We start from the raw sequence: 20,737 nt of genomic DNA, 5'->3' as shown, positions 1-20,737 counted from the left end.
GCCCCCTTTCTTTCAGGGGGCTGTTTTTCGTTGGGCGGCTGAACCGGCTTTTTTCAAAAGATTCTGTTATGATAGGGAAGAATGCATACGGATGGTAATTCTTGTTTGACGCGTCATCTTTATCATGTTAGCATATTAGCAAGCTAAAGGATTTGATGAAAGGATGGGTTCCATTGGTGAAACGTCTGATGTTTGAAAAACCTTTGGGAATGCGGGACACGCTTCCCTTTTTTTATAAACAAAAATCGAAAGCAAGAAGAAATTTATCGGAAACGATCCTATCTTACGGCTATTCGTTTATGGATACGCCGATTATGGAATATCACGATACCGTCGGTCAGGTGAGTGCCACACTTGATCAGCAGCTGTTCAAGCTGCTTGACCAGCAGGGGCATACACTTGTCCTCCGTCCGGATTTGACGGCTCCCATTGCGCGCGTGGCGGCTTCTCAGCTGAAAAACAGTGAGTTCCCTCTCCGTCTGGCCTATGACGGTCCGGTCTTCCGTGCACAGCAGGCAGAAGGAGGAAAGCCTGCCCAGTTTGAACAAGTGGGAACAGAACTCATTGGCGATCATTCTTCTTATGGAGACGCGGAAGTGATTGCTCTTCTTGTTGAATCCTTAAAGCAGACGGGGCTGGACGACTTTGTTATTACGGTCGGACACATCGGGTACGTGAAAGCCTTTTTCAACGATCTGCTTGGAGATGATCAGGAAACGATCGATGAGCTGCTGAACTACCTTTACCGAAAAAATTATGTCGGCTATAAAGAAGCCGTCAAATCCCTGGATGCTCCGGCGGATAAAAAACAATCCCTTCTCCAGCTGCTCACGTTGAAAGGCGGAGAAGAAATCTTTGAATACAGCCGCTCGCTTGCCCGCAATCAGTCCTGCATGCAGGCAGTGAATGAATTAAAACAGCTCCACAGGCTTCTGGAGCAGTACGGGGTGCAGCAGTACATTCAGTTTGATTTGAATCTGATCAGTCATATGGATTATTACACAGGAGTCCTGTTTGAAGGCTACGCTCCTCACTTGGGAGCCATGCTCTGCAATGGAGGGCGCTACGATACACTCCTTCCTTCTTTCCAGCTCAATGCATCGGCAACAGGGTTCGCCATTCATCTGGAGCGTTTAGTGGAAGCCTTGAATGACCAGGAGGACGAAGACGAGCGCATGGCTGTTATTGTAGACGATGAAACACACAGCCTGGGCATTGAAGAAGCGAAGAAATACCGACAGGAAGGGTACGCGGTCCTGCTGCAGCACGTGGATCAGATCCCTGATATCCAAGCCTTCCAGCAGGAGCTTTCCCAAACGGTTGATTTAACGAAAAAAGGAGGGAAATCAGAATGAGTAAGCCTTTGACAATTGCTATGCCGAAAGGGCGGATCTATAAAGAAGCGGCGGCTCTTATGGAAAAGGCCGGCTATGAACTTGGAGCCGATCTCGATGATTCCCGTAAATTAATCCTCGAGTTTCCGGACCAGAACATCCGGGTCATGATGGCTAAACCGATGGATGTTGTCACGTATGTAGAATACGGAGCAGCTGATATCGGCATTGCCGGTAAGGACGTCCTTTTGGAACAGGATCGTGATGTCTATGAAGTGCTGGACTTGAAAATCAGCCCATGCTACGTAGCGGTTGCCGGGCTTCCGGATCAGCCGCTGAGCCGGATCGCACCTAAAATTGCAACCAAATATCCGAAGGTCGCCTCCGATTATTTCCGTGAACAAGGAGAGCAGATCGAAATCATTCCCTTGAATGGATCGATTGAGCTTGCGCCATTGATCGGACTTGCGGATCGTATTGTCGATATAGTATCCACCGGACGGACACTGAAGGAAAACGGTCTTGTCGAATATGAAAAGATTGCCGATATTACTTCGCGTCTGATCGTGAACCCTGTCAGCTACCGGCTGAAAAGTACAGAGATTGAACAGATGGTTACCAATTTAAGTGAAGTGATGGAGGGGATCCGGACATGAGAATCATCAATAGAACGGACCTGCCTTCGTTAAAGCGCAGTGTTGATCAGGGAACACAAGAGCAGCGCGCATCAGTCCAGAATATCATTGCCCGGGTGAAACAAGAGGGAGATCAGGCTGTGCGTGACTTTACGGAGCAGTTCGACGGTGTCACCCTTGAGAAAATGAAAGTGACAAAAGAAGAGTTTGAACAGGCCTATGAATCCGTCGATGGGGAGTTTGTCAGCATCCTGGAAGAAGCAGCGGCTAACATCCGCGCTTTTCATGAGAAACAAAAAACCTCCTCATGGTTCGATACGAATCCAGACGGGACGTTGCTCGGACAGAAGATTACGCCGATTGATGCGGCCGGCGTTTACGTGCCGGGGGGAACAGCGGCTTATCCATCTTCTGTATTCATGAACGTCATTCCGGCTCAAGCAGCCGGCGTTGAAAAGATCGTCATGGTAACCCCGCCCGGAGAAGACGGACAAGTGCCTGCCGGTGTGCTGCTTGCAGCCCACATCCTCGGCGTGGAACATGTGTATAAAGTGGGGGGAGCCCAGGCGGTTGCCGCTCTTGCCTATGGTACGGAAACGATTCCGGCTGTCGATAAAATCACAGGACCGGGGAATGTTTTTGTAGCCCTTGCCAAGCGGGAGGTGTTCGGGGATGTCGATATCGATATGATCGCAGGACCAAGTGAAATCGCTGTGCTTGCTGATGAGACAGCGAAAGCAGAAGAAATTGCTGCTGATCTGTTGTCCCAGGCGGAACACGACGCCCGCTCATCAAGTGTCCTTGTAACGACAAGCTCTCAGCTCGCTGAGGATGTCAAAGAAGCGGTGCTGCAGCAGGTTGAGAAACTTCCACGCAAGGAAATCGCCGGAAAAAGCGTGGAAGACTACGGGATGATCGTTTTGTGCAGGGATCATGAAGAAGCGATTGCGGCCGTCAATGAAATGGCGCCGGAGCACCTTGAAGTGATGACCGCATCGCCTTTTGATGATCTCGCGAAGATTAAGCATGCAGGGGCGATTTTCCTCGGTCCCTACAGCAGTGAGCCGGTCGGGGATTATTTCGCAGGACCGAACCATGTCCTCCCCACCAACGGGACGGCCCGTTTTTCCAGCCCGCTGAATGTCGATGACTTTGTGAAAAAATCGAGTATCATATCCTACAGTGAACAGGCCTTGAAGACGAATGCAGACAAAATTGCCCGCTTCGCCAGACTGGAAGGCCTTGAAGGCCACGCCCGGGCCGTTGAAATCAGAAAGGAGCGCTGGACATGACAGAACGACGCAACGCCAGCATCGAACGAAAAACAAGAGAAACAGATATCAGCCTCGATTTCACGATCGACGGTAAGGGGAAGGCAGATCTGGACGTACAGGTTCCATTCCTTTCCCATATGCTGGAGCTGTTCGCTAAGCACGGCCTCTTTGATCTGACGGTCAGAGGCTATGGAGATGTGGAGGTGGACGACCACCATTTAACCGAGGATATCGGCATCTGCCTCGGCCAGACGCTGCGGCAGGCGGTAGGCGATAAATTCGGAATGAAACGTTATGGATCGATGACTCTCCCGATGGATGAAACGCTCGTCACGGTAGCCGTTGACTTAAGTGACCGCCCTCATCTGGAATGGCGTGCAGAGCTTCCGAAAGATCGAGTAGGGACCTTTGATACCGAAAATGTCCATGAATTTTTCTGGAAGCTTGCGGTAGAAGCAAGAATGAATCTGCATATCGTCCTCCACCACGGACACAACACCCACCACATTATTGAAGCCATGTTCAAAGCCTTGGCACGCGCGTTGGATGAAGCTACACAGATTGATCCACGGGTAAAGGGAGTTCCGAGTACGAAGGGGAGTTTGTAAACATGATCGGTGTGATTGATTACGGCATGGGAAACCTCTTCAGTGTTTCAAAAGCACTGGAGCGTTTGAATATCGAATACAAAATCGGGGACCGCCCTGATCAGCTTCACGGATGTGACGGCTATATCCTGCCTGGAGTGGGAGCTTTCCCGGATGCGATGAAAGCCTTGGCAGAGCACCAGTTTATCGGTTTTATCCACAAGAAAGTGGAGGAAGGAGTGCCGTTGTACGGCATCTGTCTTGGCATGCAGCTGCTTTTTGAAAGCAGTGAAGAAGGCGGCTGGACAGATGGACTGGGCATTTTCCCAGGGACCATCCGCCGCTTTTCCGGGATCGATGAAAACGGCCGGGCCTACAAAGTACCTCACATGGGATGGAACCAGATGAACATCCGGCGTCCGGAAAAAGAGCTATTGACCGATGTGGAGAACGAGTACGTCTACTTCGTTCACTCCTATGCGGCCGTCACAGAGGACGAGGATATTTTATATGCCACGGCGGATTATCACAGCGACGTACCGGCCATTGTAGGACGGGATCACGTCGTGGCCAGTCAGTTCCACCCGGAAAAAAGCGGTCGTGCAGGTATGCAGCTGTTGGAAAACTTCTGCCGGATGATGTGCAGACAATAAGGAGGGGCACGAGATGAGTTTTACGATTTATCCTGCTATCGATATGCGCGGCGGAAAATGTGTGCGGTTGGAGCAGGGAGACTTTGATAAAGAGACCATTTATGGGGAAAACCCCTTTGAGATTGCCGGACAGTTCGCAGAAGCCGGAGCATCATGGATCCATATGGTGGATCTGGATGGAGCGAAAGAAGGATCCAGGCAAAATGCTGAATTTGTGCTTCAGGCAGCCAGAAGACTGAACAGCCGTATTCAGATTGGCGGCGGTATTCGTTCTGAAGCGGATGTGAAATATTATCTGGACCAGGGTGTCGACCGCGTCATTATTGGTTCCCTCGCTGTCAGTGATATTGAAACAACGAAAGAGCTGCTGGCCAAATACGGCAGCCGCATCGCCATCGGGCTTGATGCAAGGGATGGGTATGTCTCCACAGCCGGATGGCTGGAGCAGTCGGAAATCAAGGCGGTCGATCTGGCGAAAGAGCTTGTGGAAGCTGGTGCCCGGACATTCATCTACACAGATATAGCTAAAGACGGGATGCTGGCAGGACCGAATACAAAGGAAATCGTCCGTCTGGCTGAGGAAGCCGGGGGGGATGTCATCGCTTCCGGAGGCATCAAGGACCTTGGTGATCTTCAGGAATTAAAACAGTACCGTGATCGGAATGTGGCGGGATCGATCGTAGGAAAGGCACTGTATACGAACCAGTTCACATTAGAAGATGCCCTCGATTTGGAGGTGGAGTAATGCTTTCCAAACGGATTATTCCATGTCTTGATGTAAAAGAAGGACGGGTCGTCAAAGGGATTCAGTTTGTCGATATCAGAGACGCCGGGGATCCAGTTGAACTTGCCAAAGTCTATGATGAGCAGGGAGCCGATGAGCTCGTTTTCCTTGATATATCTGCCAGTCACGAAGGGAAGAAAACGATGATTGATGTCGTCCGCTCGGTCGCCTCAGAGCTTGCGATTCCTTTTACTGTCGGTGGTGGTATCCGTACACTTGAGGATATTAAAGAGACATTGAGAAATGGAGCCGATAAAGTGTCCTTGAATTCATCTGCCGTCCAGCGCCCTGAATTAATTACCGAAGGCGCCGATTATTTTGGCAGCCAGTGCATCGTCGTCGCGATTGATGCCAGATATGACGAACCATCTGATAACTGGGTCGTTTATACGCACGGAGGCCGGACGCCGACCGAGTGGTCTCTCACCGATTGGGCTCAGGAAGCGGTGAAACGTGGGGCGGGTGAAATTCTGCTCACTTCCATGAACAAGGATGGAGAGAAGACTGGTTTTGACCTGCCGATGCTGGAAGCTGTTCAAAGCGTCGTAAGCGTACCGGTCATTGCTTCCGGTGGTGCCGGTTCCAGTGAGCATTTTTATGATGTGTTTACAAAGGTGGATGCGGATGCGGCCCTTGCCGCTTCCATTTTCCACTATAAAGAAACATCTGTAGGAAACGTGAAACGTTACTTAAAAGATAAAGGGGTGCCGATCCGATGAACATCAATGAAGTGAAATTTGACGAGCAGGGCCTGGTACCGGCGATTGTCCAGGATGAGCGCTCAAAAGAAGTATTGACCCTCGCTTATATGAATAAGGAATCTCTTGAAAAAACACTGAAGATTGGAGAAACGGTCTTTTACAGCCGTTCCAGAAAAGAACTGTGGCACAAAGGGGAGACGTCCGGAAATACTCAGCAGGTGAAACAGATCAAGTACGACTGTGATCAGGACGCTCTGCTCGTGCAGGTGATTCCGGCCGGACCGGCCTGTCACACGGGAAGCTACAGCTGTTTTTCTGAAACACTGTCCGGTGAACAGACAGAAGCAAAAGAAAACCGCTATGGCATTCTTGATGAGCTCCAGTCGGTCCTGGCGGAGCGGAAGTCTCTTCTACCAGAAGACTCTTACACGTCCAAGCTTTTCCAGGAAGGTGTCGACCGGATTGCCAAGAAAATTGGAGAAGAAGCCGGAGAAGTGATTATTGCGGCTAAAAACGATGACCCGGCTGAGATGGCACTGGAATCTGCCGATCTTCTTTTCCACCTGCTTATGATTTTGACAGATCGAGGTGTACCGCTTGATGATGTCCTGCGTGTGTTGGAGGAAAGACATTCCTAAGAGAGATTCCTTTTTTCTCCTATTTCTCGCTTCCTATTTATGTTATACTGCATAATTAGTGAGATTTGATACGTATTAGGGGGACAGTCATGACAACATCAGTAAAAGGGACAGCGGCACGACAGAATACGAATGTTATCCCATTTCTGCCTTCAGGTAAGTTTTATTTTACCCATGGGATCCAGGCTTTTCAAAAGCGTCGTTTCAATGCCGCTGTCAAGTGGCTGAAGAAAGCTATCGAAGCCTCTCCCGAAGAACCTCTATACCCATGCCAGCTTTCAGTGGTCTACACGGAAGTTGGCTCTTATCATGCAGCCAACCAGGTGTTGACGGAAGTGCTCGCCAATTTCGGTAAGGAATACGTCGACTGCTATTACTTGATGGCGAACAATTACGCTCATCTTGGTCTGCTCAGTGATGCGAAAAAATACGTGGACACGTACCTCGAACAACCAGGTGATGGGGAATTTGAGGAAGCAGCTGAACAGTTAAAGGAAATGCTGGATTCGCTTGAGGAAGAGGAAGAAGAGGATGAGGACGAGTGGGCTTTCGAAGATGAAGATGAGCTTTTGATTTATCAGGAAACTGCCTTTTATCATTTGGAACAGGAAGAGTGGGAGCAGGCACTTCAGCTTCTTGAAGAAATGATGGACATGTTCCCTGAGTTTACGATGGCGAAGCATAAGTATGCCTTCGCTCTTTATATGAACGGCAGCGAGGAAGAAGCGGTGAATCTCGAGCGCTCGATTATAGCTGAGGACCCTTCTGACATTCACAGCCACGTAAATCTTGCTGTATTCCATTTGAAAAATGGGCAGCAGGAAGAAGCGATGCATCATATCCATCAGCTGCGCAACGTCTTTCCCATGCACGAACAGCAGAAGCTGGCTGTAGCCGAAACACTGGCACGTGCAGGGTTTTATCAGGAATCCATCGAACGGTTCCGGGCACTGAAGGATAAACAGGTTGTGAGAAGACGGGTGTACTACAAATGGTACAGCATCGCACTTTATCATACAGGGCAGCCGGCAAAGGCTCTTCAAATGTGGGAAAAGGGCTGCAAGCAGTTCCCTCCAATGGCTGAAGAAGGCGGTCCCTGGTCGGATCAGGTTTAACAACCACGGGCAGAGGAAACAGCAGGGTCTTTCTCTCTGACCGGAAACGCTGAAGCAGATCTTTGCTGAAGAGGAGAAACTTTTCTTCGAAGGTCTGTTTTCGTATGTATGTGCTGCCATGAAAAGGTGCGGCCTGTTCCTGTCCTGCTGCGGTTTAAGCGCCTCCCGCTCCTCTTATAAGCACATTAATGGACGGTTTTCGTATGATTTACTATGATATGTACAGGAAACAACAAGTGATTTGGAATCATAAGGAGTTGAAGATAGATGAGTGAAGAACGTATTTATGATGTAATTATCGCTGGCGCCGGCCCTGCTGGTATGACAGCAGCCGTTTATACGTCTCGTGCGAATCTGGATACGCTCATGATCGAGCGTGGAATTCCAGGCGGACAGATGGCCAATACAGAAGATGTAGAAAACTACCCGGGCTATGAAAGCATTCTTGGACCGGACCTTTCTAATAAAATGTTCGACCATGCGAAGAAGTTTGGGGCAGAATATGCCTATGGCGATATTAAAGAAGTAATCGACGGGAAAGAATATAAAACAGTGAGAGCAGGCAATAAAGAGTACAAAGCCCGTGCTGTCATCGTAACGACAGGTGCCCAGTACAAAGAACTCGGCGTCCCTGGTGAAAAAGAGCTTGGAGGACGCGGTGTATCCTACTGCGCCGTATGTGATGGGGCTTTCTTCCGGGATAAAGAGCTTGTCGTTGTCGGCGGCGGAGACTCTGCCGTAGAAGAAGGTGTGTACTTGACCCGCTTTGCGAGCAAGGTAACAATTGTGCACCGCCGTGACGAACTGCGCGCTCAGAAAATCCTTCAAGATCGTGCCTTTGATAATGATAAAATTGATTTCATCTGGGATACAGTTGTCAAGACCATCAATGATAAAGATGGAAAGGTCGGCAGTGTCACTCTTCATAACAGAAAAACAGATGAAGAATATGATTTCGATACCAATGGAGCATTCATCTATATTGGTATGATCCCGTTGAGCCAGCCGTTCACAAGCCTTGGCATTACCAATGAGCAGGGCTACATTGAAACGGACGAAAATATGGAAACGAAAGTGCCGGGCGTCTTCGCAGCCGGAGATATCCGTGAAAAAGAACTGCGTCAAATTGTTACAGCAACAGGTGACGGCAGTATTGCAGCCCAGTCTGCACAGCACTATATTGAGAATCTTCTAGAGGAATTAAAAGTCGTCAATTAAAGATATAATATTTTAACGCTGATGTAACATCTGTGAAATATTCTTTTGTTACGCTGAAGATAATTAATTGACCCCCTTTTAATAGAGTTCGCTCTATAAGACACAGGTGCTTCTCATCTGTGTCTTTTTTTTATGATCAAGTCTTGAACGATGTCTTTCTTTCAAAGAGGTCCTTTCGGAAAATCAGCTCATGATATTGTTGCCGTGTGTGTATTCATTGTATAATGGGGGGAGATGCCCTCCAGACAGAAAATGAGGTGACGTACGAACGATGCAGCGTGTAGCCAATTGTGTTTTACGTTCAAATGACAAAATATTGATGCTTAAAAAACCGCGCAGAGGCTGGTATGTAGCTCCTGGAGGAAAAATGGAACCTGGAGAAAACATTAAGGATTCAGCTGTGCGTGAGTTTAAAGAGGAAACAGGACTTGATATTGAAAACCCTGAACTGAGGGGATCTTTTACTTTTATCATGAGGGAAGAGGAAAAGACGGCTCAGGAATGGATGATGTTCACCTTTTATACGACGAGTTATACTGGTGAACTGCTTGAGGAAAGTGAAGAAGGTGAACTGGAATGGGTCCCTGTCGATGAAGTGCTGAACAAGCCCATGGCTGAGGGTGACCGTGAGATATTCAGACATATTCTAAGCAGTGATCACCAACTTTATGGAACATTTGTATATACGACGGATTTCCAACTGATCGATCAGGATCTGGATCCGTCATGACCTGACGAATGGGGAGCGATGGAGATGCATGTAGATGCAAATGAAACTCAGCTGGTAATTATTACTGGAATGTCAGGGGCAGGGAAAACCGTGGCTGTTCAAAGCTTTGAAGATCTCGGTTTTTTTTGTGTGGACAACCTGCCGCCTGCCCTTCTGCCTAAATTCCTGGAATTGATGAAGGACTCCAGCAACAACATACAGAATGTGGCTCTTGTCATGGATTTGAGAGGGCGGGAATTTTTCGATGCGCTTTTTGATTCACTGGACAAGCTGGGGAAAGAAAACTGGCTGCAGGAGCATATTCTTTTCCTTGATGCAGAGGACCAATCCCTCGTTTCAAGGTATAAAGAAACACGCCGCTCCCACCCGCTTGCCAAAGAAGGACTTCCTCTTGAGGGGATCCGTAAAGAACGAAAAATGCTTGATGAGCTTAGAGGCCGTTCCCAGACGATCATTGATACTACTTCATTGAAGCCGAAGGAACTGCGGGAGCGTATTATTGAAAGCTACAGACAGAAGGAACAGCAGGTATTTTCGGTTCAGATGGTGTCCTTCGGCTTCAAATACGGGGTGCCGATTGATGCGGATTTAATGTTTGACGTGCGTTTTCTACCCAACCCCCATTACGTGGAGCAGATGCGTCCGCTGACAGGTCTGAATTCCGAGGTGTCCTCCTATGTGTTCAAGTGGAGCGATACACAGAAGTTCCTGGAAAAGCTGAAGGATCTGCTTCAGTTCATGCTTCCCCAATATAAACGGGAAGGCAAAAGTCAGCTTGTTATCGCCATCGGCTGTACCGGAGGCCAGCACCGCTCTGTAGCTTTGGCGGAGCATCTATCCGAATATTTCTCAAGCGATTTCGTGACCCACGTAACCCACAGGGATATCGAAAAAAGGAAGGGTTTGTAATAGATGGATTCAAAGACGAAGCCGCGTGTCGTCGTCATCGGGGGCGGCACCGGAATGCCCGTCCTCCTGCGGGGACTGAAAAAATTACCAGTTGATCTTTCAGCCATCGTAACGGTTGCTGATGACGGGGGGAGTTCAGGGAGACTCCGAACGGAAATGGCCATCCCTGCTCCGGGAGATATCCGGAATGTGGTAGCCGCTCTGTCAGATGCAGAGCCTATGCTGCTTGACTTGTTTCAACATCGTTTTTCCAACGGTAACGGCCTTTCCGGCCATTCTATGGGAAATCTCCTTCTGGCAGCCATGGCGTCCATGACAGGGGATTTTTATAAAGGGATTAAGGAAATCTCCCGGGTGTTGAATGTCCGCGGAAATATATATCCCATTGCCAACCACAGCATGAACCTTCACGCGGAAATGGAGGACGGAACGATCGTAACCGGGGAATCAAGCATACCGAAACAAGGAAAACGAATAAAACGGGTGTTTGTCAGTCCAACACCGGTCCAGCCGCTTCCGGAAGCTGTGGAAGCCATTCATTCGGCAGATTTAATTGTTATAGCTCCGGGCAGTCTATATACGAGCATCCTGCCGAACATTATCATTCCTGAAATTGGTCATGCGCTGAAAGAAACGAAGGCAAAAGTAACGTATATCTGCAACGTTATGACCCAGGAAGGCGAAACGTCCGGCTATTCTGCAGGTGATCATATCCAGGCACTGGTTGATCACATCGGCCGTGACGTGGTACAGTCAGTAATTGTGCACAACAGACCCATCGACCAGCAGGTCCGTAAAAAGTATGCCGAAGAAAATGCTGAACCGGTGATTTATGATATTGACCGGATCAAATCGATGGGTGTCCAAGTGATTGAAGAAGATATTATTGATCATGATAAAGTGATGCTGCGCCATGATACAGCTAAATTGGCGCGTCTTTTACATTCCATGCTTTAAGAAAGTCATTGTTGTTAGGAAAGGGGGGATCGGAATGTCCTTTGCATCTGAAATAAAAAAAGAGCTGACAAACGTAGAAGCAGATATGGGTTCGATGGAAGCGGAACTGGCTGCGCTCGTCCGGATGAATGGAACGTTCTCCTTATCGAACCGCCAGTACATTCTGGATGTGCAGACGGAAAACGCGGCTATTGCCCGCAGGATTTATACACTGATCAAGAAGATTTACCCATACCCTGTTGAACTTCTCGTTCGTAAAAAAATGCGTTTGAAGAAGAATAATGTATATATTGTAAGACTTGCGGAAAAGGCGGATGTTGTATTGGAGGACCTTGAAATATTAAAAGGGCCGTTATCCATTAACCCAAATATCCCAAAGAAGTATTTGAAAGATACGAGTTGTAAACGGGCGTATTTGAGAGGGGCCTTTCTTGCCGGAGGTTCTGTCAATAATCCGGAAACTTCGTCTTATCACCTGGAAATTTATTCTGCGGATGAGGAACACAACGAGGCGTTGTGTAAGCTGATGAACAGCTTTGACCTGCATGCCCGGACGCTGAGCAGGAAAAAAGGGTATATCACTTACTTGAAAGAAGCCGATAAGATTACAGAGCTGATCAGCAATATCGGAGCCCATCAGGCGTTATTCAAGTTCGAAGATGTCCGGATTGTCAGAGATATGAGAAATTCCGTAAACCGTCTGGTGAACTGCGAGACGGCCAACCTGAATAAAACCATTGGTGCGGCCTTCCGCCAGGTGGAGAATATAAAATTTATCAAGCGTACAGTAGGACTGGAGGCTCTTCCGGATAAGCTTCAAGAGATTGCTTCTCTTCGTCTTCAATATCAGGAAGTTTCGCTGAAGGAACTGGGGGAGTATGTTTCCGGCGGAACAATCAGTAAATCCGGCATTAACCACAGACTGAGAAAAATTGATGAATTCGCTGACCGGGTTAGAAAAGGTGAAGTCACAGAAAAGTCCAGAAACTGATTCATCTTCGAATTCATTCGTGCTATAATAAAAGACAATTATAACGCTTTCGTAAGGAGAGCGTTCTTTTTTCACCCATTTGATAACGCTTACAAAAGTGGCGTGAACAAGAAAGGAGAATGACCAGTGTTGGAAAAAACGATTAAAATTGAATTGGAAACCGGCCTTCAGGCAAGACCTGCTGCCTTGTTTGTTCAGGAAGCTAATAAATTTTCCGCGGACATCTTCATTGAGAAAGAGGAAAAACGTGTGAATGCAAAAAGTATCATGGGGTTAATGAGTCTTGCGGTAGGCACCGACGAAGAAGTGAAAATTATCGCAGATGGCTCTGATGAAGAACAGGCCATTCAAATGTTAACGGCATTTGTGCAACCTGCGTAAGCTTCATTATGTGAATCAATGAACGTGTCGAATAAGAGAACGTTCTCATATAAAACATAAAAAAATCCGCTGGAGTTCCAGCGGATTTTTAAGAGATGTCATTAAACGTTCTTTTCCATCACTTTGTCGATTAGTCCGTACTCAACAGCTTCGTGTGCAGACATGAAGTTGTCGCGGTCTGTATCGCGTTCGATGACCTCGTACGGCTGACCTGTACGTTCGGCAAGAATCTGGTTCAGTTTCTCGCGCATTTTGATGATACGCTTTGCGTGAATTTCAATGTCAGATGCCTGACCCTGTGTACCGCCTAGTGGCTGGTGGATCATGACTTCACTGTTTGGAAGAGCATAACGCTTCCCAGGCTCACCAGCGTTCAGAAGGAAGGCACCCATAGATGCTGCCATACCTGTGCAGATGGTAGATACATTCGGCTTGATGAACTGCATCGTATCGTAGATCGCCATTCCTGCAGTAATGGAACCACCTGGTGAGTTAATGTATAGGGAAATATCTTTTTCAGGGTCATCTGCTGCAAGGAACAACAGCTGTGCTACAACAGAGTTCGAGATGTTGTCATCAATCGGGCTGCCAAGCATAATGATACGGTCTTTAAGTAAGCGGGAGTAGATGTCATAAGCACGCTCTCCCCGGTTTGTTTGTTCAATAACTGTAGGGACTAAATTCATTGTAAGTTCCTCCTTATCATCACTTGATTATCTTTGAGATACATTCATCATACCTTTAAGGTCAATAAAGGTCAAACAAAAACAATCGACGATATCCGCAGCCGTTAAATCAGACGGAAGAGACGGATTCCTTCTACCATCATACCCTTAATTGTCTGTAATAAACGTAGGATATAAAAATCCGTGGAACATCCGGGGATCTTCCTATATAATTGTTTTAAGACCTCGCTTCTCTGTCACTGTACAGGAAGAATTCTGCGGAGTTGCAGGGACGCCCGACGGACGGTGGATCGTTTTATAACGAGTAGTCGTACCAAATGAAATTATTTTTAAAAAACGGGTTGCGTAATCAAGGGTCATTCATTATAATAGTATTTGCATGTCGCTTCTGCGCCTGTAGCTCAGTCGGATAGAGCGGTAGATTCCGGTTCTACGTCAGTCGGGGGTTCGAATCCTCTCAGGCGCGCTGTCTAAAATAGACCTTCCTTTAGGAAGGTCTATTTTTTTATATTTCCAATGTTATTATGGTATAATGACAGTAGGATAAAGCTGACAGTTACATGCATGTTATTTAAACATTTTATGAACAGTAATCTTACGAAAGTTATACGAACGTTTATTTGGGTAAGTTATTTCAATGTAGTTTCTAAATGAGGCGTCGTATGTTATGATTATTTTATGTACTGTAGGACTTTTCGCTTTATTTAGAAGAGGGGTATCTATGACAAACCTAATCCGTTACAAAATCTTGTCGACCGAACAAGTGTCTGAAGACCGGCGGATTCACGTGTTTGATATGCAGAAGCAGCAGAAGTTGTCGTTTAATTACGAGTTACTGAAAAGAACTCCGGAAAACTATGTAAGCGAAGGGTTGGCGGAATTTTTACATCGCAGAAAACTCAAAATCGATAATGGCTTTTATGATAAAAAAGGGCACGCATCTTGAATGTGTGTCCTTTTTATTGTGAAATAGGAACAAGTCCTGTGCAAAAGGGATAGGATAAGGGGAGGGAATGGAATGCAGAGAGTCGTTCTGTATAGGAAGAACGGATGCGCGTTATGTGATGAAGTGAGGGCCCTGTTGTCTTTGTTTTCTGTGGAAGTGGCGGAAATAGATATCGAAACAGACCCGGAGCTTCATGAGAAGTATTTTCTCGAGATACCAGTCGTGAGGATCAATGAAGAGGAACTGGACTACCGGTCCATTGATTACTTTGAACTGCAAAAGCGTTTACAATAAAAAACCATAGGTTTTCTGCTTGCACCCGTACCCCCTCACTGTTAATATAAAAAATGTAATAAGATATTTTTTTGCTCCTAGCGGGACATAATATGACTACCTGGGACGTAATTCATCCCAGTCGGCAGTTTTTCAAAGAAGGGGCTTTTCCATGAGAACGTTCATCGATCTACAAAAAAAATTATTCCCTGATGTCCTGGACGTTATTCAGAGGCGCTATCAGCTGCTTCATTACATCCAGATCATGCAGCCCGTCGGAAGAAGAGCATTGGCTGAAAACGTCAATCTTGCCGAACGGACGGTACGCAGCGAGGTGGACTTCTTAAATCAGCAGGGAGCTGTTGAAATTACATCAAGAGGCATGCATCTCAGCTATGAGGGGCAGAACATCCTTGAGCAGCTGGCTGAATTTATAAAGGAAGTTACCGGCATTAAGGTTTTGGAGCAACAGTTAAAGGATAAATTAAATCTGGACTACGTTGTTGTTGTTCCTGGTGATAGTGATGAGCTCAATTGGGTAAAACAAGAGATGGGAAAAGCTTGTGTCCAGTATTTGAAAGACCATATGAGTCCTGAACAGGCCATTGCCATTACAGGTGGAACAACGATGGCATCCGTTGCCCAGATGATGACCTCATTCAAGGGCGCTGATCAATGCCTTTACGTACCTGCCAGAGGCGGCCTGGGTGAAAGAGTGGAAAATCAGGCCAATACGATTTGTGCGGAAATGGCAAAAAAGGCAAAAGGTGACTACCGTTTGTTGTATGTACCCGATCCGCTGAGCGAGGAATCCTATAAAACGATAAAAGAAGAGCCTTCCATCAAAGAAGTTCTCGACATTATCCGTCACGCCGACATCGTTATCCATGGTGTTGGAGATGCATTGACCATGGCACAACGGAGAAAGACATCTCCGGAGCAGCTGGATCTGATCCAGCAGTATGAAGCCGTAGGGGAAGCATTTGGATACTACTTCAATCGGATGGGTGAAATCGTTCATAAGGTTCGCACCGTTGGTCTGCAGCTTGAGGATCTGAACAGATCCCGGCATGTTATTGCCGTTGCCGGAGGCCGGTCAAAGGCCCAGGCGATCGCTTCTTATTTCCAGCCCGGACAGAGCAATGTCCTCATCACAGATGAAGGGGCTGCACAAGAGTTAATAAGGGATTTTTCCCTTTAAATAAAATGATTTTTATCATCCAAGGAGGAATTTTGCATGACAGTAAGAATTGGTATTAATGGTTTTGGACGTATTGGACGTAACGTATTCCGTGCTGCACTTAACAACAACGATGTAGAGGTAGTAGCGGTTAACGATCTAACAGATGCGAATATGCTTGCACACCTTCTTCAGTATGACACTGTACACGGTGCTCTTTCTGAAAAAGTAACAACAAACGGGGACAACCTGATTGTTGGCGGCAAAGAAATCAAAGTACTTTCTGAAAAAGATCCAGCACAACTTGGCTGGGGCGATCTTGGTGTAGACGTTGTTATCGAATCTACAGGACGCTTCACTCAGCGCGAAGATGCGAAGAAACACATCGACGCCGGTGCTAAGAAGGTCATCATCTCTGCTCCAGCGAAGCAGGAAGACCTTACAATCGTTATGGGTGTTAACGAAGATCAGTATGATAAGGATTCCCATCACGTTATTTCCAACGCTTCCTGCACAACGAACTGCTTGTCTCCAGCAGCGAAAATCCTTGATGAGAAGTTCGGTCTTAAGCGTGGTATGATGACAACGATCCACTCTTACACAAACGACCAGCAAATCCTTGACCTTCCACACAAAGACTACCGTCGTGCGCGTGCTGCAGGTCAAAACATTATCCCAACAACTACTGGTGCTGCACAAGCTGTTGCAAAAGTACTTCCACACCTTGATGGTAAACTAAGCGGAATGGCTATGCGTGTACCAACAATGAACGTATCTATCGTTGACTTCGTTGCGGAGCTTGAAAAAGACGTAACAGCTGAAGAAGTAAACGAAGCACTTCGTGAAGCTGCTGAAGGCGACCTTAAAGGAATCCTTGCATACAGCGACGAGCCACTTGTATCTTCTGACTACAATGGCAACACGAACTCTTCCATCATTGATGGTCTTTCTACAGCAACTCTTGAGAACAACATGGTTAAAGTTGTCACTTGGTACGACAACGAAACTGGTTACTCCAACCGTTGCGTAGACTTGGCTGTATACCTTAAAAACCAAGGCTTGTAATATCTGAGTCTTTTTAGAAAATACTAGGAAAAGAAGGAAAGGAGGAGGTCTCATGTCCTCCTCCTTTATCCTTGTTTTTCTGTTTTCTGCTTGTCTGCGTTTCTGTTCCTTCAAGGTGTGGAAACGTACATAAGGGCAGATGTTTAACGACTAAAACCAAGGAGGTTGTCATTCTATGAATAAACAAACGATTCGCGACGTTGAAGTAAATGGAAAAACGGTCTTCTGCCGCGTAGACTTCAACGTACCAATGAGCGATGGAGAGGTAACAGATGACACAAGAATTAAAGCCGCTCTTCCGACAATCCAGCACCTGACTGGAAACGGAGCGAAAGTCATTCTTGCCAGTCACCTGGGACGACCTAAAGGAGAAGCGGTACAGGAGCTTCGTCTTGATCCTGTAGCTGACCGTCTAAGTGATCTTCTTGGACAGACGGTTATAAAAACAGATGAAGTATTCGGTGATGAAGTTAATCAGGCCATTTCAGAATTGAACAATGGTGATGTGCTTCTTATTGAAAACGTACGCTTCCATCCTGGTGAAGAAAAGAACGATGCTGAACTTGCGAAGGCTTTCGCAGACATGGCTGATCTTTTCGTTAACGATGCCTTCGGTGCTGCCCACCGCGCCCACGCGTCTACAGCGGGTGTAGCTGAACATATCCCGGCCGTTGCCGGTTTCCTTATGGAAAAGGAAATCAATGTACTCGGTAAAGCTTTATCCAACCCTGAACGTCCTTTCACAGCCATTGTTGGTGGAGCGAAAGTGAAAGACAAAATCGGCGTTATTGATAACCTGATTGATAAAGTGGACAATCTGATCATCGGCGGTGGACTGGCTTATACATTCGTAAAAGCCCTCGGCCACGAAATCGGTAAATCACTTCTTGAAGAAGACAAGATGGATCTAGCCAGAGAGTACATGAAGAAGGCAGAAGAAAAAGGCGTGAACTTCTACATGCCGGAAGATGTTATCGTCGCTGATGACTTCTCTGACTCTGCCAATAAAAAAGAAGTAGCGATTGACAGCATCCCGGCAGACTGGGAAGCGCTTGATATCGGTCCGAAAACGAGAGAAAAATACGCTAATGTAATTAAGGAATCCAATCTGATCATCTGGAACGGACCTATGGGCGTATTTGAAATTGAATCCTTTGCCAATGGTACAAAAGCCGTTGCTGAAGCTCTTTCCCAGACAGAAGGCTACAGCGTGATCGGCGGTGGAGATTCAGCAGCAGCTGTTGAGAAATTCGGCTATGCATCTGATATGAACCACGTATCCACCGGCGGCGGTGCTTCCCTTGAATTTATGGAAGGTAAAGAACTTCCCGGGGTTGCTCTACTAAACGATAAGTAAAAAGGAGAGGTGAAGCAGACATGCGTAAACAAGTAATCGCAGGTAACTGGAAAATGAACAAAACGCACCGTGAAGCGGAAGATTTCATTCAGACAGCTAAAAACGAAGTGCCATCTGCCGAACAGGTGGAATCCATCGTTGTAGCTCCATTCCCTTTTCTACAAAAGCTTGTAGAGGAAACAGAAGGAACGAGTCTGAAAATCGGTGCACAGAACATGCACTTTGAAGAGAACGGTGCTTTCACAGGTGAAGTCAGCCCTGTTATGTTGAAAGAACTTGGCGTTTCCCACGTCGTCCTGGGACACTCTGAACGTCGTGAAATCTTCAAGGAAACGGATGAAGAGGTAAACAAAAAAGTCCACGCGGCTTTCAAACACGGCCTCACTCCAATCATCTGTGTCGGAGAATCCCTTGAACAGCGTGAAGCCAATGAGACTATGGATGTTGTAGAAAGTCAAGTGAAAAAAGCACTTGAAGGACTTACAAACGAGCAGTGTGCAGAAACGATCATTGCCTATGAGCCGATCTGGGCTATTGGTACAGGCCGCACAGCAACTTCTGAGCAGGCCAATGAAGTATGTACACACATCCGTAAAGTTGTCAGTGACTACGTCAATGCAGATGCTGCTGATGCGGTCCGCATCCAGTATGGCGGAAGCGTAAAACCTGCAAACGTGGATGAGCTGCTTTCCCAGTCTGACATTGACGGAGCTCTTGTAGGAGGCGCAAGCCTTGAAGCAGATTCTTTCCTAAAACTTGTGGAGGCAGGTAAGCATGAGTAATCAGAACTTAGCTGCGTTAATCATTCTTGACGGCTATGCCATCCGTGATGAAGAATTCGGAAATGCCGTGAAGCAGGCCAACACGCCAAATTTTGACCGTTACTGGAACCAGTTCCCTCATTCTCAGCTCACGGCGAGTGGAGAAGCTGTTGGACTTCCGGCAGGCCAAATGGGGAACTCTGAAGTAGGTCACTTGAACATTGGTGCCGGCCGTGTGGTTTATCAAAGCTTAACCCGTATTAATCTTGCGATCCGTGAAGGCGACTTCTTTAATAATGAAGTTCTCAAGGATGCTGTTAAAAAAGCAAAAGAAAAAGGAAAGGCCCTCCACATCTTCGGTCTGTTGTCTGATGGTGGAATTCACAGCCATATTGAACATATGAAAGGCACGCTGAAACTGGCTAAACAGGAAGGAATGGACCAAGTATTCCTGCACGCTTTCCTTGATGGACGTGACGTCGGCCAGCAATCTGCCAAAACATATGTGAAGCAGGCACAGGAAGCTATGGAGGAAATCGGCATCGGCCGTATGGCTACGATTTCCGGCCGTTACTACGCTATGGACCGCGACAATCGCTGGGAACGCGTACAGAAGGCGTATGATGCGATCGCTTACGGAGAAGGTCCAACGTATCAGGATCCGATTCAGGCGATTGATGACTCCTACAAACAGGAAGTCTATGATGAATTCGTAGAACCTGTCGTTCTTACGGATGATGATGGACAGCCGATTGGAAAAGTGGATGATGAGGACAGTATCATCTTCTTCAACTTCCGTCCTGACCGTGCGATCCAGCTGTCCCGCACATTTGCGAATGACGATTTTGATGGCTATGATCGTGGAGGGAACGCTCCGAAAAACCTTCATTTCGTCAGCATGACCCAGTACAGTGATCAGGTGAAAAGCCATATTGCCTTTCCGCCGAACGATTTGAAAAATACGATCGGTGAAGTACTGGCGGATAACGATATGAAACAGCTGCGTATTGCAGAAACGGAAAAATATCCGCATGTCACCTTCTTTATGAGCGGCGGCCGCGAAGCTGAATTCGACGGGGAAGAGCGCATCCTTATCGATTCACCTAAAGTGGCAACGTACGATTTACAACCGGAAATGAGTGCTTATGAAGTGACAGACGCTCTGCTTGCCGAGCTTGATGCGGATAAGCACAATGCGATTATCCTGAACTTTGCCAATCCGGATATGGTCGGTCACTCAGGCATGCTTGAGCCGACAATCAAAGCGATTGAAGCTGTAGACGAATGTCTCGGAAAAATCGTTGATAAGATCCACGAAAAAGGCGGACACGCCATTATTACAGCGGACCACGGGAACTCTGACGAAGTGACGACTTTGGATGGAGATGCCATGACCGCACACACGACAAACCCTGTGCCTGTCATTGTGACAAAAGAGGGCGTCGATCTCCGCGAAGGCGGAATTCTTGGTGATCTTTCACCAACCCTGCTGGAACTGCTGCATGTAGAGCAGCCGCAGGAAATGACTGGACAATCATTAATTAAAAAATAAGGGAGAGATA

Annotated in this window: 22 protein-coding genes, 1 tRNA gene and 1 pseudogene; 23 read left to right on the top strand and 1 reads right to left on the bottom strand. The window is 47.1% G+C overall.

From position 1 onward, the window contains the following. The first annotated feature begins 176 nt into the window (after positions 1-176). The 15 genes from QMA39_RS08980 to QMA39_RS08910 all read left to right on the top strand — a co-directional run bounded on the left by QMA39_RS08980 (position 177) and on the right by QMA39_RS08910 (position 12,907). Positions 177-1,355, top strand: coding sequence for an ATP phosphoribosyltransferase regulatory subunit (locus tag QMA39_RS08980; RefSeq protein ID WP_244877773.1), 1,179 nt, complete (start codon positions 177-179; stop codon positions 1,353-1,355). Beyond that, a complete protein-coding gene (hisG, locus tag QMA39_RS08975) occupies positions 1,352-1,990 on the top strand; it encodes an ATP phosphoribosyltransferase (protein ID WP_027956307.1) in 639 nt (212 codons plus the stop codon). The genes QMA39_RS08980 and hisG overlap by 4 nt, the downstream gene beginning before the upstream one ends. Continuing rightward, positions 1,987-3,261 carry a histidinol dehydrogenase gene (gene hisD, locus QMA39_RS08970; RefSeq protein ID WP_281658459.1) on the top strand — a complete coding sequence of 425 codons (1,275 nt, stop codon included), beginning with the start codon at positions 1,987-1,989 and terminating at the stop codon, positions 3,259-3,261. Before hisG ends, hisD begins: the two co-directional genes overlap by 4 nt. Continuing rightward, positions 3,258-3,851, top strand: coding sequence for an imidazoleglycerol-phosphate dehydratase HisB (hisB, locus tag QMA39_RS08965; protein ID WP_281658458.1), 594 nt, complete (start codon positions 3,258-3,260; stop codon positions 3,849-3,851). The genes hisD and hisB overlap by 4 nt, the downstream gene beginning before the upstream one ends. Before the next feature lie 2 nt (positions 3,852-3,853). Next, positions 3,854-4,483: an imidazole glycerol phosphate synthase subunit HisH gene (gene hisH / locus QMA39_RS08960; RefSeq protein ID WP_281658457.1), complete on the top strand. Its 630-nt coding sequence runs from the start codon at positions 3,854-3,856 to the stop codon at positions 4,481-4,483. A gap of 13 nt (positions 4,484-4,496) precedes the next feature. Continuing rightward, positions 4,497-5,228: a 1-(5-phosphoribosyl)-5-[(5-phosphoribosylamino)methylideneamino]imidazole-4-carboxamide isomerase gene (gene hisA, locus QMA39_RS08955; protein WP_281658456.1), complete on the top strand. Its 732-nt coding sequence runs from the start codon at positions 4,497-4,499 to the stop codon at positions 5,226-5,228. Continuing rightward, positions 5,228-5,986: an imidazole glycerol phosphate synthase subunit HisF gene (hisF, locus tag QMA39_RS08950; protein ID WP_206933500.1), complete on the top strand. Its 759-nt coding sequence runs from the start codon at positions 5,228-5,230 to the stop codon at positions 5,984-5,986. Before hisA ends, hisF begins: the two co-directional genes overlap by 1 nt. Then, positions 5,983-6,606 (top strand): bifunctional phosphoribosyl-AMP cyclohydrolase/phosphoribosyl-ATP diphosphatase HisIE, encoded by a 624-nt coding sequence (gene hisIE / locus QMA39_RS08945; protein ID WP_206933502.1) that lies wholly within the window; start codon positions 5,983-5,985, stop codon positions 6,604-6,606. The genes hisF and hisIE overlap by 4 nt, the downstream gene beginning before the upstream one ends. Positions 6,607-6,695: 89 nt before the next feature. Further along, positions 6,696-7,721: a tetratricopeptide repeat protein gene (locus QMA39_RS08940; RefSeq protein WP_027956314.1), complete on the top strand. Its 1,026-nt coding sequence runs from the start codon at positions 6,696-6,698 to the stop codon at positions 7,719-7,721. A gap of 267 nt (positions 7,722-7,988) precedes the next feature. After that, complete coding sequence (gene trxB, locus QMA39_RS08935) at positions 7,989-8,939, top strand: thioredoxin-disulfide reductase (RefSeq protein WP_206933503.1); 951 nt, start codon at positions 7,989-7,991, stop codon at positions 8,937-8,939. 271 nt (positions 8,940-9,210) lie between these two features. After that, a complete protein-coding gene (locus tag QMA39_RS08930) occupies positions 9,211-9,669 on the top strand; it encodes an 8-oxo-dGTP diphosphatase (RefSeq protein WP_027956316.1) in 459 nt (152 codons plus the stop codon). A 24-nt stretch (positions 9,670-9,693) separates the two neighbouring features. After that, a complete protein-coding gene (gene rapZ, locus QMA39_RS08925; RefSeq protein WP_027956317.1) occupies positions 9,694-10,578 on the top strand; it encodes an RNase adapter RapZ in 885 nt (294 codons plus the stop codon). 3 nt (positions 10,579-10,581) lie between these two features. Then, positions 10,582-11,535: a YvcK family protein gene (locus tag QMA39_RS08920; RefSeq protein ID WP_027956318.1), complete on the top strand. Its 954-nt coding sequence runs from the start codon at positions 10,582-10,584 to the stop codon at positions 11,533-11,535. Between the two features lie 34 nt (positions 11,536-11,569). After that, positions 11,570-12,526 (top strand): DNA-binding protein WhiA, encoded by a 957-nt coding sequence (whiA, locus tag QMA39_RS08915; RefSeq protein WP_027956319.1) that lies wholly within the window; start codon positions 11,570-11,572, stop codon positions 12,524-12,526. Between the two features lie 126 nt (positions 12,527-12,652). Then, a complete protein-coding gene (locus tag QMA39_RS08910) occupies positions 12,653-12,907 on the top strand; it encodes an HPr family phosphocarrier protein (protein ID WP_281658455.1) in 255 nt (84 codons plus the stop codon). 101 nt (positions 12,908-13,008) lie between these two features. Here the strand turns inward: QMA39_RS08910 and clpP are convergent. After that, positions 13,009-13,596, bottom strand: a pseudogene (clpP, locus tag QMA39_RS08905) (ATP-dependent Clp endopeptidase proteolytic subunit ClpP); the annotation flags it as partial. A gap of 387 nt (positions 13,597-13,983) precedes the next feature. Between clpP and QMA39_RS08900 the strand changes: the two are divergent. The 8 genes from QMA39_RS08900 (at position 13,984) to gpmI (ending at position 20,727) form a co-directional block, all read left to right on the top strand. After that, positions 13,984-14,059: transfer RNA gene (locus QMA39_RS08900), tRNA-Arg, on the top strand. 255 nt (positions 14,060-14,314) lie between these two features. Beyond that, complete coding sequence (locus tag QMA39_RS08895) at positions 14,315-14,539, top strand: hypothetical protein (RefSeq protein ID WP_281658454.1); 225 nt, start codon at positions 14,315-14,317, stop codon at positions 14,537-14,539. A gap of 72 nt (positions 14,540-14,611) precedes the next feature. Further along, positions 14,612-14,833 (top strand): glutaredoxin family protein, encoded by a 222-nt coding sequence (locus QMA39_RS08890; protein WP_281658453.1) that lies wholly within the window; start codon positions 14,612-14,614, stop codon positions 14,831-14,833. Between the two features lie 151 nt (positions 14,834-14,984). Continuing rightward, positions 14,985-16,013 carry a sugar-binding domain-containing protein gene (locus QMA39_RS08885; RefSeq protein ID WP_281658452.1) on the top strand — a complete coding sequence of 343 codons (1,029 nt, stop codon included), beginning with the start codon at positions 14,985-14,987 and terminating at the stop codon, positions 16,011-16,013. A 36-nt stretch (positions 16,014-16,049) separates the two neighbouring features. After that, a complete protein-coding gene (gap, locus tag QMA39_RS08880; RefSeq protein WP_027956325.1) occupies positions 16,050-17,057 on the top strand; it encodes a type I glyceraldehyde-3-phosphate dehydrogenase in 1,008 nt (335 codons plus the stop codon). A 175-nt stretch (positions 17,058-17,232) separates the two neighbouring features. Continuing rightward, positions 17,233-18,414, top strand: coding sequence for a phosphoglycerate kinase (locus QMA39_RS08875; protein WP_281658451.1), 1,182 nt, complete (start codon positions 17,233-17,235; stop codon positions 18,412-18,414). A gap of 20 nt (positions 18,415-18,434) precedes the next feature. Continuing rightward, the gene (tpiA, locus tag QMA39_RS08870; RefSeq protein WP_281658450.1) at positions 18,435-19,196 is read left to right on the top strand and encodes a triose-phosphate isomerase; all 762 of its coding nucleotides are present in this window, start codon (positions 18,435-18,437) and stop codon (positions 19,194-19,196) included. Continuing rightward, on the top strand, positions 19,189-20,727 hold the full coding sequence (gpmI, locus tag QMA39_RS08865) for a 2,3-bisphosphoglycerate-independent phosphoglycerate mutase (protein ID WP_281658449.1): 1,539 nt from the start codon (positions 19,189-19,191) through the stop codon (positions 20,725-20,727). Before tpiA ends, gpmI begins: the two co-directional genes overlap by 8 nt. The last annotated feature ends 10 nt before the right edge of the window (positions 20,728-20,737 follow it).

This window comes from Halobacillus sp. Cin3, assembly GCF_947311855.1.
GTDB lineage: Bacteria > Bacillota > Bacilli > Bacillales > Halobacillaceae > Halobacillus > Halobacillus kuroshimensis.
Note: the sequence above shows the minus strand (reverse complement) of the source record. Positions and strands in the feature narration are given on the sequence as shown.

Excerpts from the sequence above, each read along its gene's own strand:
- hisG (WP_027956307.1), top strand. The coding sequence starts at position 1,352 with ATGAGTAAGCCTTTGACAATTGCTATGCCGAAAGGGCGGATCTATAAA.
- hisD (WP_281658459.1), top strand. The coding sequence starts at position 1,987 with ATGAGAATCATCAATAGAACGGACCTGCCTTCGTTAAAGCGCAGTGTT.
- hisB (WP_281658458.1), top strand. The coding sequence starts at position 3,258 with ATGACAGAACGACGCAACGCCAGCATCGAACGAAAAACAAGAGAAACA.
- hisH (WP_281658457.1), top strand. The coding sequence starts at position 3,854 with ATGATCGGTGTGATTGATTACGGCATGGGAAACCTCTTCAGTGTTTCA.
- hisA (WP_281658456.1), top strand. The coding sequence starts at position 4,497 with ATGAGTTTTACGATTTATCCTGCTATCGATATGCGCGGCGGAAAATGT.
- hisF (WP_206933500.1), top strand. The coding sequence starts at position 5,228 with ATGCTTTCCAAACGGATTATTCCATGTCTTGATGTAAAAGAAGGACGG.
- hisIE (WP_206933502.1), top strand. The coding sequence starts at position 5,983 with ATGAACATCAATGAAGTGAAATTTGACGAGCAGGGCCTGGTACCGGCG.
- QMA39_RS08940 (WP_027956314.1), top strand. The coding sequence starts at position 6,696 with ATGACAACATCAGTAAAAGGGACAGCGGCACGACAGAATACGAATGTT.
- trxB (WP_206933503.1), top strand. The coding sequence starts at position 7,989 with ATGAGTGAAGAACGTATTTATGATGTAATTATCGCTGGCGCCGGCCCT.
- QMA39_RS08930 (WP_027956316.1), top strand. The coding sequence starts at position 9,211 with ATGCAGCGTGTAGCCAATTGTGTTTTACGTTCAAATGACAAAATATTG.
- rapZ (WP_027956317.1), top strand. The coding sequence starts at position 9,694 with ATGCATGTAGATGCAAATGAAACTCAGCTGGTAATTATTACTGGAATG.
- QMA39_RS08920 (WP_027956318.1), top strand. The coding sequence starts at position 10,582 with ATGGATTCAAAGACGAAGCCGCGTGTCGTCGTCATCGGGGGCGGCACC.
- whiA (WP_027956319.1), top strand. The coding sequence starts at position 11,570 with ATGTCCTTTGCATCTGAAATAAAAAAAGAGCTGACAAACGTAGAAGCA.
- QMA39_RS08895 (WP_281658454.1), top strand. The coding sequence starts at position 14,315 with ATGACAAACCTAATCCGTTACAAAATCTTGTCGACCGAACAAGTGTCT.
- QMA39_RS08890 (WP_281658453.1), top strand. The coding sequence starts at position 14,612 with ATGCAGAGAGTCGTTCTGTATAGGAAGAACGGATGCGCGTTATGTGAT.
- QMA39_RS08885 (WP_281658452.1), top strand. The coding sequence starts at position 14,985 with ATGAGAACGTTCATCGATCTACAAAAAAAATTATTCCCTGATGTCCTG.
- gap (WP_027956325.1), top strand. The coding sequence starts at position 16,050 with ATGACAGTAAGAATTGGTATTAATGGTTTTGGACGTATTGGACGTAAC.
- QMA39_RS08875 (WP_281658451.1), top strand. The coding sequence starts at position 17,233 with ATGAATAAACAAACGATTCGCGACGTTGAAGTAAATGGAAAAACGGTC.
- tpiA (WP_281658450.1), top strand. The coding sequence starts at position 18,435 with ATGCGTAAACAAGTAATCGCAGGTAACTGGAAAATGAACAAAACGCAC.
- gpmI (WP_281658449.1), top strand. The coding sequence starts at position 19,189 with ATGAGTAATCAGAACTTAGCTGCGTTAATCATTCTTGACGGCTATGCC.